The 17,457-nt window shown below is 42.9% G+C and carries 17 protein-coding genes; 16 read left to right on the top strand and 1 reads right to left on the bottom strand.

All coding sequences use genetic code 11. The features are described from left to right. Nucleotides 1-24 precede the first annotated feature (24 nt). The 12 genes from DUK53_RS10605 to DUK53_RS10550 all read left to right on the top strand — a co-directional run bounded on the left by DUK53_RS10605 (nt 25) and on the right by DUK53_RS10550 (nt 13,729). Nucleotides 25-714 carry an ABC transporter ATP-binding protein gene (locus DUK53_RS10605; RefSeq protein ID WP_036094628.1) on the top strand — a complete coding sequence of 230 codons (690 nt, stop codon included), beginning with the start codon at nt 25-27 and terminating at the stop codon, nt 712-714. After that, nucleotides 711-1,904 (top strand): ABC transporter permease, encoded by a 1,194-nt coding sequence (locus DUK53_RS10600; RefSeq protein WP_036131957.1) that lies wholly within the window; start codon nt 711-713, stop codon nt 1,902-1,904. The genes DUK53_RS10605 and DUK53_RS10600 overlap by 4 nt, the downstream gene beginning before the upstream one ends. 783 nt (nt 1,905-2,687) lie before the next feature. Continuing rightward, a complete protein-coding gene (gene spoVG / locus DUK53_RS10595) occupies nt 2,688-2,999 on the top strand; it encodes a septation regulator SpoVG (protein ID WP_036082159.1) in 312 nt (103 codons plus the stop codon). A 140-nt stretch (nt 3,000-3,139) separates the two neighbouring features. Then, nucleotides 3,140-3,454 (top strand): septation regulator SpoVG, encoded by a 315-nt coding sequence (gene spoVG, locus DUK53_RS10590; protein WP_036131955.1) that lies wholly within the window; start codon nt 3,140-3,142, stop codon nt 3,452-3,454. Between the two features lie 243 nt (nt 3,455-3,697). Next, nucleotides 3,698-5,071 carry a bifunctional UDP-N-acetylglucosamine diphosphorylase/glucosamine-1-phosphate N-acetyltransferase GlmU gene (glmU, locus tag DUK53_RS10585; RefSeq protein WP_036131953.1) on the top strand — a complete coding sequence of 458 codons (1,374 nt, stop codon included), beginning with the start codon at nt 3,698-3,700 and terminating at the stop codon, nt 5,069-5,071. Between the two features lie 87 nt (nt 5,072-5,158). Continuing rightward, a complete protein-coding gene (locus DUK53_RS10580) occupies nt 5,159-6,115 on the top strand; it encodes a ribose-phosphate diphosphokinase (RefSeq protein WP_036082163.1) in 957 nt (318 codons plus the stop codon). 308 nt (nt 6,116-6,423) lie between these two features. After that, on the top strand, nt 6,424-7,137 hold the full coding sequence (gene yycF, locus DUK53_RS10575; protein WP_036082165.1) for a response regulator YycF: 714 nt from the start codon (nt 6,424-6,426) through the stop codon (nt 7,135-7,137). A 5-nt stretch (nt 7,138-7,142) separates the two neighbouring features. Then, on the top strand, nt 7,143-8,972 hold the full coding sequence (gene walK, locus DUK53_RS10570; protein WP_036094624.1) for a cell wall metabolism sensor histidine kinase WalK: 1,830 nt from the start codon (nt 7,143-7,145) through the stop codon (nt 8,970-8,972). Further along, complete coding sequence (locus DUK53_RS10565; protein ID WP_036094623.1) at nt 8,969-10,264, top strand: YycH family regulatory protein; 1,296 nt, start codon at nt 8,969-8,971, stop codon at nt 10,262-10,264. The genes walK and DUK53_RS10565 overlap by 4 nt, the downstream gene beginning before the upstream one ends. After that, entirely contained in the window at nt 10,264-11,109 is an 846-nt protein-coding gene (locus DUK53_RS10560) for a two-component system regulatory protein YycI (protein ID WP_036131951.1), read from the top strand. Before DUK53_RS10565 ends, DUK53_RS10560 begins: the two co-directional genes overlap by 1 nt. Nucleotides 11,110-11,220: 111 nt before the next feature. Further along, nucleotides 11,221-12,054, top strand: a complete 834-nt coding sequence (locus tag DUK53_RS10555; RefSeq protein ID WP_052164916.1) for an MBL fold metallo-hydrolase — start codon at nt 11,221-11,223, stop codon at nt 12,052-12,054. Nucleotides 12,055-12,160: 106 nt separating this feature from the next. Beyond that, on the top strand, nt 12,161-13,729 hold the full coding sequence (locus DUK53_RS10550; protein WP_081964432.1) for a S1C family serine protease: 1,569 nt from the start codon (nt 12,161-12,163) through the stop codon (nt 13,727-13,729). Nucleotides 13,730-14,069: 340 nt separating this feature from the next. On the opposite strand, the gene DUK53_RS10545 is transcribed toward DUK53_RS10550, so the two are convergent. After that, nucleotides 14,070-14,456 carry an ACT domain-containing protein gene (locus DUK53_RS10545; protein ID WP_036094620.1) on the bottom strand — a complete coding sequence of 129 codons (387 nt, stop codon included), beginning with the start codon at nt 14,454-14,456 and terminating at the stop codon, nt 14,070-14,072. 133 nt (nt 14,457-14,589) lie between these two features. On the opposite strand from DUK53_RS10545, the gene DUK53_RS10540 reads away from it, so the two are divergent. The 4 genes from DUK53_RS10540 to DUK53_RS10530 all read left to right on the top strand — a co-directional run bounded on the left by DUK53_RS10540 (nt 14,590) and on the right by DUK53_RS10530 (nt 17,375). Beyond that, the gene (locus tag DUK53_RS10540; protein ID WP_036094675.1) at nt 14,590-14,919 is read left to right on the top strand and encodes a PadR family transcriptional regulator; all 330 of its coding nucleotides are present in this window, start codon (nt 14,590-14,592) and stop codon (nt 14,917-14,919) included. Next, nucleotides 14,919-15,338: a permease prefix domain 1-containing protein gene (locus tag DUK53_RS10535; protein ID WP_036094619.1), complete on the top strand. Its 420-nt coding sequence runs from the start codon at nt 14,919-14,921 to the stop codon at nt 15,336-15,338. The genes DUK53_RS10540 and DUK53_RS10535 overlap by 1 nt, the downstream gene beginning before the upstream one ends. A gap of 64 nt (nt 15,339-15,402) precedes the next feature. Beyond that, nucleotides 15,403-15,576 carry a hypothetical protein gene (locus DUK53_RS17505; protein ID WP_156110595.1) on the top strand — a complete coding sequence of 58 codons (174 nt, stop codon included), beginning with the start codon at nt 15,403-15,405 and terminating at the stop codon, nt 15,574-15,576. A gap of 197 nt (nt 15,577-15,773) precedes the next feature. Continuing rightward, nucleotides 15,774-17,375, top strand: a complete 1,602-nt coding sequence (locus DUK53_RS10530) for a glycosyltransferase (RefSeq protein ID WP_052164915.1) — start codon at nt 15,774-15,776, stop codon at nt 17,373-17,375. Nucleotides 17,376-17,457 lie beyond the last annotated feature (82 nt).

The following is a 17,457-nucleotide window of genomic DNA, read 5'->3' as shown; positions in this document are numbered from 1 at the left end:
TAGACCAAACAAGGAGGTGATCGCATGACGAGTCCACTTATTGATATGAGAAATTTAACAAAAACATATACACTTGGCGGCGAGACTTTTAAAGCATTGGACAATGTGACGCTTGCCGTTGAACAAGGCGAATTTTTAGCGATTGTCGGACCTTCTGGCTCTGGTAAGTCAACCTTGATGAACATGATTGGTTGCCTAGATGTGCCGGATTCGGGTGAATATCATTTAGACGGTGTCGATGTGGCAACGCTAAACGATAACAAACTGTCCGCTATTCGTAATAAGAAAATCGGATTTATTTTTCAACAGTTTAATTTATTGACGAAATTGTCGGCGCTTGAGAACGTCGAATTACCGCTGATTTATGGTGGTATGGGTGTTGCAAAAAGAGAGGAAATCGCGCTAGATTGTCTTCGCAAAGTTGGGCTGACAGATAAGAAACGTAATTTACCGACACAATTATCTGGTGGTCAACAACAACGTGTCGCGATTGCACGTGCGCTTGCGGCTAACCCGCAAATTTTGCTAGCTGACGAACCAACAGGAGCGCTTGATTCCAAAACAGGTAAAGAAGTTATGGGCATCTTGCAAGAGCTGAATCAGGCTGGCAACACAATCGTAATGATTACACATGATCTTGACATCGCGAATTACGGAACGAGAACGATTCGAATTCAAGACGGTCAACTTTTCAATGAGGGGGTAGCAAAATGATCCGCCAAAGTATGAAAATGGCCTGGAAGCAACTAAAAACAAGTAAGATGCGTTCCTTTCTGACAATGCTAGGAATTATTATCGGGGTATCATCGGTTATTTTGCTAGTATCGCTCGGTAAGGGGGTAACGGATCAAGTCAACAGCCAAATGGGAGACCTGGGCTCGAACTTGGTGACAGTAATGAATACATCGACGAATCCTAACGATAAATTTACGTACGATGATGTCCTGAAATATAAAAATATTGATGGCGTCAAAAGCGTTTCTCCTGAACTCTCGGGACAAGTCAAGGCAACATTTGACTATAAATCAAAAGACTTGAAGCTTATCGGTACAAATGAGCAATATAAAGATGCTCGCGGCTTGAAGCTAGATAAAGGACGCTTCTTGCTACCGATTGATGTCGAGTACGGACAAAAAATTGCTGTCATCGGACCGAATGTAGCAAGTGATTTATTCGGTTTTTCAAATCCAATAGGAGAATATATCCGCGTAAATGGTATGCCGTATAAAGTGGTAGGTGTGCTTAAAGAAAAAGGTGCGTCGATGATGGGTTCTAGTGACGACCAAGTATTTGTGCCTCTAACTGCGGCGCAACGTATGTTGAAGGATACAAATGTCCGGACGTTTTATGTGGAAACAGACACAGCGGAAGATGTAGATCGCGTTGTTAACACGTTAGAATCACGCCTATCTATCCACTTTGACTATAACGCGGCGGATTCAGCAAGCGGTGAATCTGCGCCATATCAAGTTATAAATCAGCAAGAAATCTTGAATGCGTTTGACACGATCAGCTCGACCCTTACAACAGCGCTTGGAGCCATTGCAGGTATATCGCTTGTTGTCGGTGGTATTGGAATCATGAACATCATGTTAGTCTCCGTATCTGAGCGGACGAGAGAAATTGGAATCCGCAAAGCCTTAGGTGCAAAAAAACGAGATATCCTAACCCAGTTCTTAATTGAATCTATCGTTATTAGTGTTGTCGGTGGTCTAATTGGAATCGCGATTGGTGTATCAGGGGCCCTTGCATTTGGCTCTATCGCAGGTATACCATCAGGAATTACTGCATCAACCATCATTGGTGCCTTCCTATTCTCGATGTTCATTGGTGTTATCTTTGGTATTACACCAGCAAATAAAGCATCCAAATTACGCCCAATTGATGCATTACGATCAGAATAATGCATATGAAAAAAGAGGATTTATGTATAATAATCCTCTTTTTTTATTATTCACTTGTATAAATATATATCTAAAACCCCTTTTTTTGATTCAAATAATCAAATTCACGTCACAATTGATGTTGTCATATATTTTTAATCTGTTTGTCATAATTGTGATGAAAAGGATTGTAAAAAGAGGATTTTATAGCATGGTGAAACAGCGATTTTGCATTAAATAACCTTACATATCAGCACTTAACGGAGTGAAATAGATGGCGTTATTAGCTGTCATAATTCAGGTGGGATTGTAAAGAAAATTAAAAAATGATGTGCAAAAAGAGACGAAAAAAATGAAGGATGAACCAATTTTTGTATACTAAAAAACAGCTTATTTTTAATTTCTCATCATAAAATGCTCAGAAATAAAAGAGATAACACATAGCAAATAATACAGATAAACGTTGTATCAGCGCCTTTTTGTATCGAACCTTTTTAGTTCAAGGATTTATAGTATACAATTATTTATTTATAAAAAACAATTCATTTTTGTCAATAAAAAATGCACTATAAACAGTGTTTTTATACGCGAAGTCACAAAGTTGTCAAATTTAGCTTTTTTTATTATGATGTTGTTAGAGAAAAATTCTGGGCTTTCCTTTTTTGGGAACAAGGAGTGATTGAAGAATTACTTTTTGTATGGGAGAAATGTCAAGGGAACAATTCTCTAGTGTTATCTTTATGATGTTGCGTGTGTGTTGAATCAACAAGTAGCATGTCAACAAGAGCTAAGGTGGTGAAGAAAATGGAAATTACAGATGTGAGATTACGTCGAGTTGAGACTGATGGAAGAATGAAAGCTATTTCTTCAATTACTATTGACGGTGAATTCGTAGTACATGATATTCGCGTGATTGATGGTAATGATGGATTATTTGTAGCAATGCCAAGTAAACGTACTCCTGATGGGGAGTTTCGTGACATCGCTCACCCAATTAATTCAGATACTCGTGCTAAAATTCAGGACGCTGTCTTAGTTGCTTATGCAGAAGCTGATGAAGTTGTCAGTGAAGTAGAAGAAGCAGCACCAGAAGCGGAAGAAGGAAATGAAGACTAAACACTACTTTTTATAGGACCTGGGTAAAAGCTTGTTGTGAATAGCGGATCTAAAGGGAAACTAATGTTTGTCCCAAGTAACAAGATAAAATAACCCGAAGAAACTATGAGAAGACAAAATGGGATAAGGAGTGACTAATAATGCAAGTAACTGATGTGAGATTACGTCGTGTAGAAACTGATGGAAGAATGAGAGCTATTGCTTCCATAACTTTAGATGAGGAATTTGTTGTTCATGATATTCGTGTCATTGATGGCAACAACGGTTTATTCGTAGCAATGCCAAGTAAACGTGGTGTTGATGGTGAATTCCGTGACATCGCCCACCCAATTAATTCTGATACTCGTGGAAAAATCCAAGAGGTTGTACTTGCTGAATATGTTCGCGTAGGCGAAGAAGAATCAAGTGTTGTATCAGAAGACGTAGCAGTTGAAGAAGAAGTCACTGCTGAATAATTAATAATATAAATCCAAACAACCAGCCCTAGCGCTGGTTGTTTTTTGTTGGGGCTGTGCGAAATGAAATGAGCTACAGCCCCAATATGCCTATGAGTATCGCGAATAGGCGGTCCTTGCGAGCGCTTGCTACGAATTTATTCCGAGTGTGTATAAGATTAGGTTCTATTTACACCTTGAAAAAAAGCGGTTTTTACGGTATTATCATTATGAAGAATAGTGGATAATTGGAGGGTCTTGTCAATGATGAAAAGATATGCGGTTGTTTTAGCGGCTGGGCAAGGTACAAGAATGAAGTCGAAGCTTTACAAGGTTTTGCATCCTGTTTGTGGAAAGCCGATGGTGGAACATGTAGTAGACCAAATCAGTCAGCTTGAACCGGATGAAGTCGTGACGATTGTTGGACACGGCGCGGAACAAGTGCAGACCCATTTGAAAGATAGAAGTGTGTTTGCTTTGCAAGAAGAGCAGCTAGGGACGGCTCATGCGGTTTTACAGGCGAAGAGCGTGCTTGGTGACAAAGAAGGTGTAACGCTGGTTGTGTGTGGCGATACGCCGCTTATTCAAGGGCATACGATGGAAGACTTAATGAAGTACCATCAAGAAAAACGTGCCAAAGCAACCATTTTAACGACTGTTTTAGACGATCCGACGGGATATGGGCGGATTATCCGCGACGACCTAGGAATCGTTGAAAAAATTGTCGAGCAAAAAGATGCGTCCGAAAAAGAGCAGCGCGTGAATGAAATCAATACTGGGACATACTGCTTCGACAATCAAGCGTTATTCGAAGCGTTAGCCAAAGTATCCAATGAAAATGCGCAAGGTGAATATTATTTGCCTGACGTTATCAAGATTTTAAAAGATGAAGATGAGGTTGTTGCGGCTTATCGGATGGAGAATGCGAAGGAATCACTCGGCGTTAACGATCGCGTAGCTTTGGCAGAGGCGCAAGAAATTATGCGTCACCGAATCAATGAGAACCACATGCGCAATGGCGTAACGTTGATTGATCCAGCGAACACGTATATCGATGTCGATGTTGAAATCGGTCAAGACACGATTGTTGGGCCAAACGTTGCGATTCATGGTAAAACAGTAATCGGTGCTGATTGCGAAATTACTGGTGCGAGCGTGCTTGATAATGCGATTCTTGGTGAACGCGTGCAAGTGAGACATTCTTCTATTTATGACAGCAAAGTTGGCGATGATGTTCAAGTAGGGCCTTATTCACATCTGCGTCCTGAATCTGAAATCAGCGAAGGCGTGAAAATCGGTAATTTTGTAGAAACGAAGAAAGCAACAATTGGCAAAAACTCAAAAATCCCGCATTTCATCTACATGGGTGATGCGGAAATCGGCGAAAATGTCAATATTGGCTGCGGTTCTATCGCAGTGAACTACGACGGCAAAAATAAAGCCAAAACAATTATCGGCGATGACGTCTTTATTGGTTGCAACTCCAATCTGGTAGCGCCGGTGAACATTGGCAATCGCGCCTTTGTAGCAGCAGGAACAACGGTTACGAAAGATGTACCAGAAGATGCCCTTGCCATTTCCCGTGTGAAACAGGAAAATAAAGAAGGCTATGCTAAAAAACTGAATTTCGGTAAGTAATCATTTGCAATGGGGTTGTCCCGCGGTTTTTCCGTCCTGCAACCCCAATCGTTCAAAAATTATATAAAATCTATGTGGAGGCTGATTATGTCTAACGATTATTTTGATCCAAAGTTAAAAATTTTCTCTTTAAATTCCAACCCAGCACTGGCGGCGGAAATCGCGGAAGTAGCAGGAATTAATTTAGGGAAGTCCAGCGTGACCCATTTTAGTGATGGTGAAATTCAGATTAATATTGAAGAGAGTATCCGTGGTTGTCACGTTTATGTCGTGCAGTCCACTGGTTTTCCTGTTAACCAAAATCTGATGGAACTTTTGATCATGATTGATGCACTTAAGAGAGCTTCAGCAAAAACAATTAATATTGTGATGCCGTATTATGGTTATGCTCGTCAAGACCGTAAAGCGCGTAGTCGTGAGCCAATCACGGCAAAACTGGTAGCAAACCTAATTGAAAAAGCAGGAGCTACACGCATGATTACACTAGATCTTCATGCACCACAAATTCAAGGTTTCTTTGATATTCCAATCGATCATTTGAACGCGGTTCGTTTGCTATCTAATTATTTCAGCTCGCATCATATAGACGAAGATTTGGTGGTTGTTTCTCCAGATCACGGCGGTGTAACAAGAGCGCGTAAGATGGCTGATCGTTTGAAAGCGCCGATTGCGATTATTGACAAACGTCGTCCTCGTCCAAATGTGGCGGAAGTTATGAATATTGTTGGTAATGTAGATGGAAAAGTAGCGATTTTGATTGATGATATCATTGATACGGCGGGTACAATCACGCTTGCAGCCAATGCATTGATCGAGAGTGGCGCGACGAAAGTCTATGCGTGTTGCTCACATCCAGTCTTGTCTGGCCCAGCGATTGAGCGTATTAACAATTCTGCGATTGAGAAATTAATCGTGACGAATTCACTCGTTTTACCAGAGGATAAATGGATTGACAAAATCGAACAATTATCTGTAGGACCGTTACTTGGCGAAGCAATCGTTCGCGTACACAAGAACGAGTCAGTAAGCCCATTATTTGATTAAAACAGAAAATACATAGCGCAGGCCTCCTTCTTAGGATGTCTGCGTTTTTGTTTAGGAACGTACAAATAGCCTCCCAACTTTTCCTATCCTGAAGATATTATGTTATAATGATGAATGTGATAGTCTATCATTTGATAAACTTTGCCATGACTAGAAATGGGGTCAGGCATGGATTGTTACGTGGGAAATAAAGCATTCCATTATCTCATAAAGAAAGACATTTTTCAGTTGCAACATAAGGGTTATTTCTCAAAAAATATAAGGTATCGCTAATGGAGCGATTTTAGAAATGGGAGGACTGGTTAAAGATGGCCGAAAAGAAAATTCTAGTTGTAGATGATGAAAAGCCGATAGCTGATATTGTGAAATTTAATTTAAATAAAGAAGGATTTGACGTGTATTGCGCGTACGATGGTGATGAAGCAATTGATTTAGTGGAGGAAATTCAACCGGATTTGATTCTACTTGACATTATGTTGCCTGGTCGCGATGGTATTGAAGTATGTCGTGAGGTTCGTAAAAAATATGACATGCCAATTATCATGGTGACGGCAAAAGACTCTGAGATTGATAAGGTGCTTGGTCTGGAGCTTGGTGCGGATGATTACGTGACGAAACCGTTTAGTAATCGTGAGTTGATTGCGCGTGTGAAGGCGAATTTGCGTCGTCATAGTACAGCTGGAAGTGCGGCGGCAGAAGAGGAAGAAAACAGTGAACTGGAAATTGGTTCGCTTATTATTCATCCGGATGCGTATGTTGCTTCTAAGCGTGGCGAGACGATTGAACTGACGCACCGCGAGTTTGAGTTGCTGCATTATTTGGCGAAGCACATGGGACAAGTCATGACGCGGGAGCATTTATTGCAAACGGTTTGGGGTTATGACTATTTTGGCGATGTGCGGACGGTCGACGTGACGGTACGCCGTTTACGCGAAAAAATTGAAGATAATCCAAGTCATCCAGCATGGCTTGTAACACGACGGGGAGTAGGCTACTATTTACGTAACCCTGAACAGGAGTAAAAATTATGCGGAGAATGAAGTTTTTTCAATCGGTTCAATTTAGATTTGTCATGATTTATTTGTTACTTATTTTGGTAGCGATGCAGGTAATCGGGGCTTATTTTGTGCGAGAATTGCAGGACCAATTGGAGAAGAACTTTAAAACAGCGATTACTAATAGTGTGAATTTATTGGAATATAACGTTCGTGAGGAAATGTTGAAATATACGAATGAGGATCAGACGAAACTCGAGAGCAATATTCAAAGCATGTTGCTCGATTTCGTTCGTGGTAGTAATGATTTTGAGAATGTGCTAGTCGTAGATAATAAGTTGAAAATCATTGGGACCTCAGATGTGGATAATCAGGGCATCGTTGGACAGGTCTCGACGAATAAGATGATTAAAAACACGATAAATAGTGGGAATGGCGAAAATAAAATCTTCATGGGGAAGAATCCAAAACGGCAAATTTGGGTGGATGTTACCCCGATTACTTCAAAAGGAGAGGTTATTGGCGCCATCTATTTGGCTACTGATATTGAGTCGGTGTATGAGCAGGTCGATAGTATAACGAGTATCTTTATCACAGGGACGCTGCTTGCGATGATTATTACGGCGATTCTTGGTATTTTACTATCGCGAACGATTACGAAGCCGATTACGGATATGAAACGGCAGGCTTTTGCGATGGCTCGTGGGAACTATACGCGAAAAGTAAAAGTGTACGGCATGGATGAAATTGGCCAATTGGCGGAATCTTTTAATGCGCTCACGAAACGGGTGCAGGAGGCGCAAGCCATGACGGAAGGGGAACGGCGCAAGTTGTCGTCGGTACTTTCTTACATGACGGATGGCGTGATTGCAACGGATCGCCGCGGGAAGGTCATTTTGATTAATACGCCGGCTGAGAAAATGCTGAAAATGGCGCATGAGAGTGCGAATGGGAAGCCAATTATCGACGTGCTTGGCGTGGCGGAGGACTATTCCTTCGATGATTTGATGGAGTTGGAAGAGCCGCTTACGATGGATCGCAGTACGTTTGAGGAGCCGTATATTTTACGAGCAAACTTGTCGGTGATTCAGCGGGAAACTGGTTTTGTGAACGGGATTATTGCTGTTTTACATGATATTACGGACCAGGAAAAAGTGGATCAGGAACGCCGCGACTTTGTATCGAATGTATCGCATGAACTTCGGACGCCGCTTACGAGTATGCGCAGTTATTTGGAGGCGCTCAGCGATGGTGCTTGGCGTGATGAAGAGATTGCGCCGCGTTTCCTTGAGGTGACGCAAAGCGAGACGGAGCGGATGATTCGTTTGGTGAACGATTTGCTGAAATTGTCACGAATGGATAGCGGACGCACGAATTTGGATAAGAATTTTGTGAATTTTAATGACTTTTTCAATCATATTATTGATCGGTTTGAGATGATGAAGAAGGACGGGATTACGTTTAAGCGGCAGTTTACGCGTGAGCCGGTGATTATTGAAATTGATGAGGATAAAATTATGCAGGTGATGGATAACATTATCTCGAATGCGAATAAATATTCACCGGATGGTGGCCGGATTACGTTCTACTTGCGGAAGCGGGAGAATGAGATTGAGGTTAGTATCAGTGATGAAGGTATGGGAATTCCTGAGGAGGACTTGACGAAAGTGTTTGATCGTTTCTTCCGTGTGGACAAGGCGAGGTCGCGGGAAATGGGCGGAACTGGTCTGGGGCTTGCGATTGCGCGTGATGTTATTACAGCGCATGGTGGCGAAATCTGGGCAGAGCGTAATCGCGGGAAAGGTACAACAATCTCGTTTACGTTGCCATACAATGACTTACCGGAGGATGATTGGGAATGAAGGGTACAAAAATAAGAGGAATAATCCTCACTGTTCTTGTAGTTATCAGTATTTTCCTAAGCTACAGCCTCTGGAAAGTGCAGCCGGATTATGAAGTTATCGATAATGAAACGGTGAAAAAAGAGCAAATTGCGAAGTTGCGCCAGCCAGAACAGGTTTTTAGGCCGACGATGGTGTATTATCACCAGAATGACAACCATTACATGACGCAAAATTTAACGATGATTAACGCGCTTGTGAAGGCGGGGACGACGTTTGATTTTTCTGAGTTGGTGCGGACGGATAAAATGACGGCGAGCTATCAGGGAATGATGCATCAGAATAATTCGATGGAACTGGTTTTCCCGAATGCTGTGCCGCTTTCGATTTACAGTCAGGTTTTTAGGCTGAAGGGCGATAATTTTGACTTGAATTCGTTTAATCGGATTACGTTTAATTTGACTAAGTCGGAGAATGGATTGTTCTCTGTGTATTTTGGAAATGATTCGAATGAGCAGATTTATCAGGGCTCGATTCAGCAGGATCAGGTGGATATGTTGAAGCACGTTTTGACGGAGCAGAAAACGGCGCTTGCTCCTGTGAACGAGTTGTATAAGAATAAGCAGTATTTGTTCCTGAGCGACGCGCCGGTGAAGTTGCAGAAGCAGCAGTATGTGATTGAGACGATTGATATTGGATTGTTTAAAAATGCGCTGTTTGGTGACGGTAGCAAGGTGAAGGGGCAGGATAACTCGTTTACGAATGGTTCGAGTTCGATGACGGTGAATCCGGAAGAAAAAGTGCTCACGTATGTGGATCCTGCGCAGGAACGTCGGGATACGTCGCAGCTTAGCAGTGCGATGAAGTCGGAGCAGATTCAGTCGAGCTTTAATTTTGTGAATGATCATTGGGGCTGGACGGGAAATTATTATTATTCTGGTTACTCGGCGGATAGCTCGACAACCGCGTTTTCGTTGTTTGTGCAGGGATTGCCGGTGTTTAACGATGATGGCATGTCGCAGATTCTGGTGACGGAGGGGACGGAAGGCGTGTATAAATACCAGCGCCCGTTCTTCAAGTTAGGTGCGCAAATTACGACGGAGTCAAAAGAAGTGACGCTGCCGAGTTCGGTGAGCGTTTATGAGAACCTGATTAAGACGGTGGATCCGGACGATATTCAGATGATTGTTCCTGGATACGTGATGGGATATGAGCAAAATAATAACAGTTATAATCGTGTTGTGGAGCTAAAGCCGGCTTGGTTTTATAAATACAACGGTACGTGGACGCCTGTAGTGGGAGGCGAATCGTAATGGATTGGAAGAAAACAGAAACGATTTTTATTATCGCCTTCTTGATTTTGGATATTTTCTTATTAGTGTTGTTTATTGATTCGCGGATGTCTTCTTCACCGACGCCGCTCGTGAGTCAGACGTTGGAAGAAAAGTTGAAATCGGAAAATATCACGTATGGCAAAATTCCTTCTAATCCGGAGCAGGGCTCGTATTTAACGACGGAGCCGATTGCTTTTACGCAGAAGGATATCAATTATTTGAAAGGGCAGAAGATTTCAGTTTTGAATGCGGATCAGCGTATTTATTCGGTGCTGACTAAGCCTGTCAAAATTGACCCGGATAAGTATGGCGCGGATTTGATGCCATTTTTGAAAAGTGATGTTTTTGAAGGGGATCGGTACACGTATTGGGATTATGATGCCGAGAATCGTGAAATGACGTTTAATCAGAAAATTGATGGGCGACCTGTGTTGTTCAATACGAATGGGCAGATTGTGTTTACGTTGAATAAGGATAATGAGGTTATTTCGTATCGGCAAACGATGCTCGGTGATACGCAGATGTTCGATGAAAAGGACGATGTGATTTCGGGAACGGATGCGCTGGAGGTACTTCATCAGCATGGTGATTTGAAGCAGAATAGTAAGATTGTGAATACGACGCTTGGTTATTATAACTTGGTGAGTTTGCCGAGTTCGGACGTGTACTTGCCTGTATGGGCTTTTGAGGTGAAACACGATAAGCAGACGACATTTTTTCTTGTGAATGGTTTGGAGGGGTCTGTGATTAATACGAATGATGCGCAGGCGAACGAGGAAGTACCAACCGAGGAAAGTGACGCTGCTCTGAAAGCGCGACAGTAGAATGGAAATTGGGAGAGCCTTGGAAAATGTGAGGTTTCTCCTTTTTTCGTGCAATTGTGTTTTTTTCGTTGTACAATAAGGTTATGGAATTTTTAAGGGGGCTAGAAAGCGATGTTTGCAAAGGAAATTAAGACAGCGAATCAGGCGACGGATCAGCTCCGTTTTAGTATATTGGCAAGTGGTAGTTCAGGAAATGCGACGTTGATTGAGACGGCGGATCAGACGATTTTGGTGGATTGTGGCTTGAGTGGCAAGAAAATCGAGCATTTGTTCAGCGAAGTTGGGCGGAGTATGACGGATGTGGATGCGATTTTGGTGACGCATGAGCATGTGGATCATATTAAAGGGCTTGGCGTGCTGGCGCGGCGTTATGAGGTGCCTGTTTACGCGAATGCAAAGACGTGGGCCGCGATGGAAACGTCGATTGGCGAGATTAACTCAGCACAGAAATTTCAATTTGATATGGAGACGGTGAAATCATTCGGTAGTTTGCAAGTGGAATCGTTTGGTGTGTCACATGATGCGGCGGAACCGATGTTTTATATTTTCCACAGTGGGAAAAAGAAATTCGTGATGATAACGGATACGGGTTACGTGAGTGATCGGATGAAAGGTCATATTGCGAATGCGGATGCGTACCTTTTTGAGAGTAATCATGACGTGGAGATGCTGCGGATGGGGCGTTATCCTTGGAATGTGAAGCGTCGTATTTTGGGCGATGAGGGTCACGTGTCGAATGAGGATGCTGGTATTGCGATGAGTGAAGTGATTGGTGACGCGACAAAGCGGATTTATCTCGGGCATTTGAGCAAAGATAATAATATGAAGGATTTGGCAAGAATGGCCGTTTCGCAAACATTGGCTGGTGAGGGCATCATCATCGGCGAACAAATTGACCTTTTCGACACTGATCCTGAGATTCCAACACCGATTTTTACGATTTAATGTGAGTTATAGCAAAAATTTTAATAAAATTTCATAGTTTTTTCATAATTAGGGTATAGAATAGCTATATGGATACGTCTACAATTTGGAAAGGGATGAATTATGCATGGATGAGAAAAACAAAGATTTGGAAACACATAAAGATGAGCTAGCAAGTGGGGCTTCTCCTGAGAGGTTACCGGAGTCACAATCTTACGAAAAACCTGAGCCAACCGGGGATGCGGCGGTACATACGTCACCTGAGCCGCAAGTTGCGCGTGATATCCCTGTCGAAGCTGTTCATTCTGCAGAAGGCGTAACGCCAGAAGGTGAGCCATTTGCTACAGCGACGAAAGAGGAAGCAGAAGCGAGTTCCACACATGCTTTCTTTGATGCATCGGCTAGTGAACCAGAAGTGAAACCGACACCTGCAAGTAGTGGTGGTGGGAATAATGTGGTTCCACCGGTACCTCCAACGCGTGCTGGCGGAGGTGGAAATGGTAGCGAGCCGCCGAAAAAAGAAGGTAAGAAGAAAACGATGCTAGCCGTCTTTTTAACAGGCCTTTTAGGGGTCTTGATTGGTGCGTTGATCGTGCTCGGTTTCTCATGGGGCGCGCTTCATGATGATAACACCAACACGACTTCGAACACGACATCCACTGGTAGCGGCGAAACGAAGAAAGTAACCGTTGAAAACACGACCAGCACAACAAAAGCACTTGAAAAAGTACAGGATGCGGTTGTCAGTGTTTTGAATTACCAAGCTGGAACGTCGATTAGTACAGATGCATCAGCGGAAGAGGAAGCTTCTTCTGGATCTGGTGTTGTGTATAAGAAAGCGAATGGTAAAGCATATATCGTGACGAATAATCACGTGGTAGAGGGTGCGAACAAACTCGAAGTCAAGTTTTCAAATGGTAAGAAAACGGAAGCTAAGCTTGTCGGAACAGACAAATGGAATGACTTAGCGGTTCTTGAGATTAGCGATAAAAATGTGACGAAGATTGCTGAGTTTGGTAATTCTGATTCGCTTAAAGTCGGCGAAACGGCGATTGCGATTGGTAGTCCACTTGGAACGGAATTTGCTGGAACGGTAACGGAGGGTATTATTTCTGGTCTGAATCGTACGGTGCCTGTTGATACAAATGGCGACGGTACATCAGATTGGGAAGCGGAAGTTATTCAAACCGATGCGGCGATTAACCCTGGTAACAGTGGTGGAGCGCTAGTCAATATTGAAGGCCAAGTGATCGGTATTAACTCGATGAAAATTTCAACGGAAAACGTAGAGGGTATCGGTTTTGCGATTCCAATCAATACGGTTGAACCAATTATCGAACAGTTAGAGAAAAATGGAGAAGTAGAGCGTCCGTCGCTAGGTGTGACATTGCGTGACGTGGATACGATTCCAGAAGTACAACAACAACAAGTGTTAAAATTACCAGATGGCGTGGATTATGGTGCGATGGTTCAACAAGTCGTTTCCGGTTCAGCTGCTGATAAAGCTGGTTTGAAAGAATATGATGTTATCGTTGAAATGAACGGTAAGAAAGTAACAAACTCGATGACACTACGCCAAATTTTGTATTCGAATGATGTGAAAGTTGGAGACAAGATGGAAGTGAAGTACTATCGTGATGGTAAGAAAGAAACAACGACGGTGACACTTACTGCTGCAACATCCACCAACCAGTAACGCAAAAGGCGCGCAAGAACCGAGAAACGCTCACTTTCGTTGTTGGTGTTGTTCGAAATGAGAATGAGTTACAACACCAATATGCAGGTGAACAAAGTGAGGCTGCCATCCTTAATTGGCTCTGTTCCGATGCTCTTCTACACTGCGTTTCGCATAACTTCTCACATGGTCGGGGATAGGACCCCTCTCTGTTTTCAGTCAACGTACAGTCGTACGCTCCGCTTCGGTACTCGCTTTTGCCTAGAAATTAAGCATTTCTCGGTCCTTGCTGGTTTAGTGGTGAATGCGAGATTTAATAGGAAAACACGATTCTCTAGTTTTGGGGAATCGTGTTTTTTTGTTATTCGGTGATTTGGTGGCCGGCGGTTGTTAGTGTCGTGATTGCGCGATCTAAGTCGGCTTGTTTCATTAGGATGTAGTCGGTGTTGTAGGTGGAGACGGCGAAGATGCTGATTTCTTTTTCGGCTAGGGGCGTCGCGATTTTACTTAGGATGCCTGTCAATGAGAAGTCGAGGATTCCTTCGATTTTTAGGAGGAACCAGTCGGATTCTGTGGATTGAGCTTCTGCTGTGTCGAGGCGCTCGGTTGGGAGGATGATGGAGCATTCTTCGTCGGTGTATGTGATGCTTTTGAACTGGGAGGCCTCGGTTTGGAACCATGTAGGTACTGGGAAGTCTGGATGGAATTTGGCGATGGTGTAGTTGGTTTTGTCTAGTTTTAATTGCATTTGGAACATCTCCTTTTTGATAAGCCTATCATGAATTTTAGTGGGTTGCAAAAAGTTTTGACAGACGGGGGTTCGGGTGGTAAAGTTAAGGAAGATTATAATTCTATCTGGTAGAGTAATTTGAGGGGTGATTTTGATTCGTAGTGATATTTTAAGAGGGCATGTGGACTCGATTATTTTGCGGATTTTGGCGGATGGGGATTCTTATGGTTATGAGATCTCGAAGCAAATTAGTGAACGGACGGGTGATCGCTTTCAAATTAAAGAGGCGACGCTGTATGCGGTGTTTCAGCGGTTGGAGAAGAAGTTGTTGATTGAGTCGTATTTCGGGGAACGCTCGCATGGTGGGAAGCGAAAATATTATATGATTACGAGTCTTGGCCGAGCTTATTTGAGTGAGATGGCGCGGGAATGGCGAGAGATTAAGGGCATTATGAACCTTTTTTTGGAGGAGATTGATTAGTGAATAGAATATCGGAATTTGTGGAGAAGTTATTTGAAAATGTACCAGAGAGCGAGCAGGCGGCGCGAATTAAGGAAGAAATTACGTACAATTTAGCGGAAAAAGTGGCGGACTTGATGGAGGAAGGGAAATCTGAAGAGGACGCGGTGAATAAGGCGATTATTGAGTTTGGTGATATCGATGAGATTATTGCGGAATTGGAAGTTGCTAAGCCGAATACGAAGAAAAGACGCGCGCTGGCAAAGGTGAACTTAGGGTTTTCGATTTGGGGTGCGGCGTTGCTGATTATTTTATTCATCGTCGTCAACGTGATGTATTCGCCGGATGTTTTGTGGTGCATTTTCCCTATTTTTGCAGTGCTCTGGTGGCCGCTTGCGATGTTTTATTTTTGGTATCGACGTAAGGCTGAGGATAGGTAAGTACATTTGGAGGAGTCAAAAAGAGATTGATTGGGACGGGCTTACTAGTAATCAGCAGGCGTCTTTGTCTATCGTTTACAATAAAGGAAGTATTCGAACGAAGGAATTGGCTGTGCATTTGGGGAAATCTCCGAATACTGCTAAAAAGATTTTTGATGGCTTAGTGGCTAGTGAGATACTCAAAAAGGTCGCGACTTCTGTTACGGATCGTAATCAATATTATACTTTTTATGCATGAATAACAACCTGAAAAAGGATGGATTTAGCGGTCCAATTTTTCAGGTTGTTTTTGTGTTCATTTTTTGATATGTAAGGCTTGAGATGATGATGCTGCATTCGTATAGGAGGATGAGCGGTTTTGCGACTGGTATCCTTTTATCGTTTCGAAAAAATCAGAACGGGAATATTGGAAGAAACGCGAGGAGGCGAACTTGGATGGGAGAGCGTTATTTGAAGTATTATTTGCAAGAACCGATTCGAAAAAATAGCGTCGTCATTGTGTCGGATCATGAGGGTTTTATTGAAGGCATAATGGAGCATCCGATTTTTGCAGGGATGTCGCTGGAATCGTTGAGTGATAAGACTTTGGCAAGTGCGGCCTATGTTGTTTCGGATGGGGCGATGCCAAGTTATTTTATAAAAAAAGATGGCCAAACGTATAGTCATTTTTATCGCGGCAAGCCATTGGAGCCTTTGTTAGTGCGTAGTTTGCTGCATGCGGATTATATTGTGACGGATGGTGAATTGCCAGCCAATTTACAGGGCGTAATACCGGGCACAGTCATTACCTCGCAGCAATGGGAGACGGGTTCTTTGCCGGCAAAACGTGAGAACGATAGTAAAAAGACGATTTTGATGTATTGCGGTGGTTTTAAAAATAATGGGATTACGACGTCGGCTATCAATTTGTTGCATAATTTGGACTACGAGCGCTATCGGGTTATTGTGATGGATACGGAGGCGCTTCACGATGATTGTAAACGGAATTTTGAAAAATTAGATCCGCGTGTTTTGCGGGTGACGGTGGTTGGTGGTATGTTGCGAACTGCCGCGGAGAGCAAGGCCGAAGAACGGCTTTTTACAGCGAGTCACGAGTTGTATGTGGAGTTTGGGCCAGAAGGTTTTTTAGAGGATGAAGTGAAACGATTATACCAGCGCGAATTGCGACGGATTTTAGGGAAAACGAAGATTGATATAGCGATTGATTTTGATGGATATTTTAAGTATTGGACCTTGTTGCTGGCGACGAGTGGGGCGAATCGGAAGTTGATTTATCAGCATAACGAGATGATGCAAGAATATCGTAAAAAATTAGGCGTGGATTACAAGCATCGCGTAGATTTAAACGTGATTTTCTTACTGTATAATTCTTTTGATAAAATCGTTTCGGTGGCGGAACATACGCGAGATTTGAACGAGGCAAAACTGCGGCATTTAGTGGAGAATAGTTCGGAAAAAATGGTCTATGTGCATAATTCGCTGGATTATGAGGCGGTGCTGAAGGCTGCGGATGAAGCGCCAGATGTTGAGTTGGATAAGGATAGCTTTTATTTTGTGACGATGGGAAGGCTTTCTCCCGAGAAGAATCAGCGGGTGTTGATTGAGGCTTTTAAAGAGGTTGTTGCAAAGCGACATGAAGCGAAATTAGTGTTGATTGGCAATGGCGAACTGAAGGAAGAACTGGCGGAAGTGATTGGGAAACTCGGCTTGGAGAAGCATGTGACGTTGCTTGGGCAAGTGGTCAATCCGTTTCCTCTGTTGAAGCAGTGTGACGTGTTTATTTTGCCGTCGAATCATGAGGGGCAGCCAATGGTATTGTTGGAGGCATTGATTTTGCGGAAGGCGATTGTGGCGACAGATATTCCTGGGTCGCGGAGTATTTTGGAGGACGGATATGGTTTGCTAATCCCAAATTCAAAAGAGCATTTGGAGGACGGGATGTTGCGAGCGCTGAATGGAGAAGTTCCTACGAAAGAATTTGATTATGTGACGTATAATCAGCATGCGATGGAAATGTTTTATGGGATGTTAGAATGAAATGGGTTCAAAATCAGTGTGGTTATGTAGCAGTTGAATGTGACAAAGACAGCGAGACATGGTATACTTAGAGTAATAAAAC

Source organism: Listeria sp. SHR_NRA_18, assembly GCF_003856515.1.
In the GTDB taxonomy this organism is placed as follows: domain Bacteria; phylum Bacillota; class Bacilli; order Lactobacillales; family Listeriaceae; genus Listeria_A; species Listeria_A newyorkensis.
This window is presented reverse-complemented; position numbering and strand designations above follow the sequence as displayed.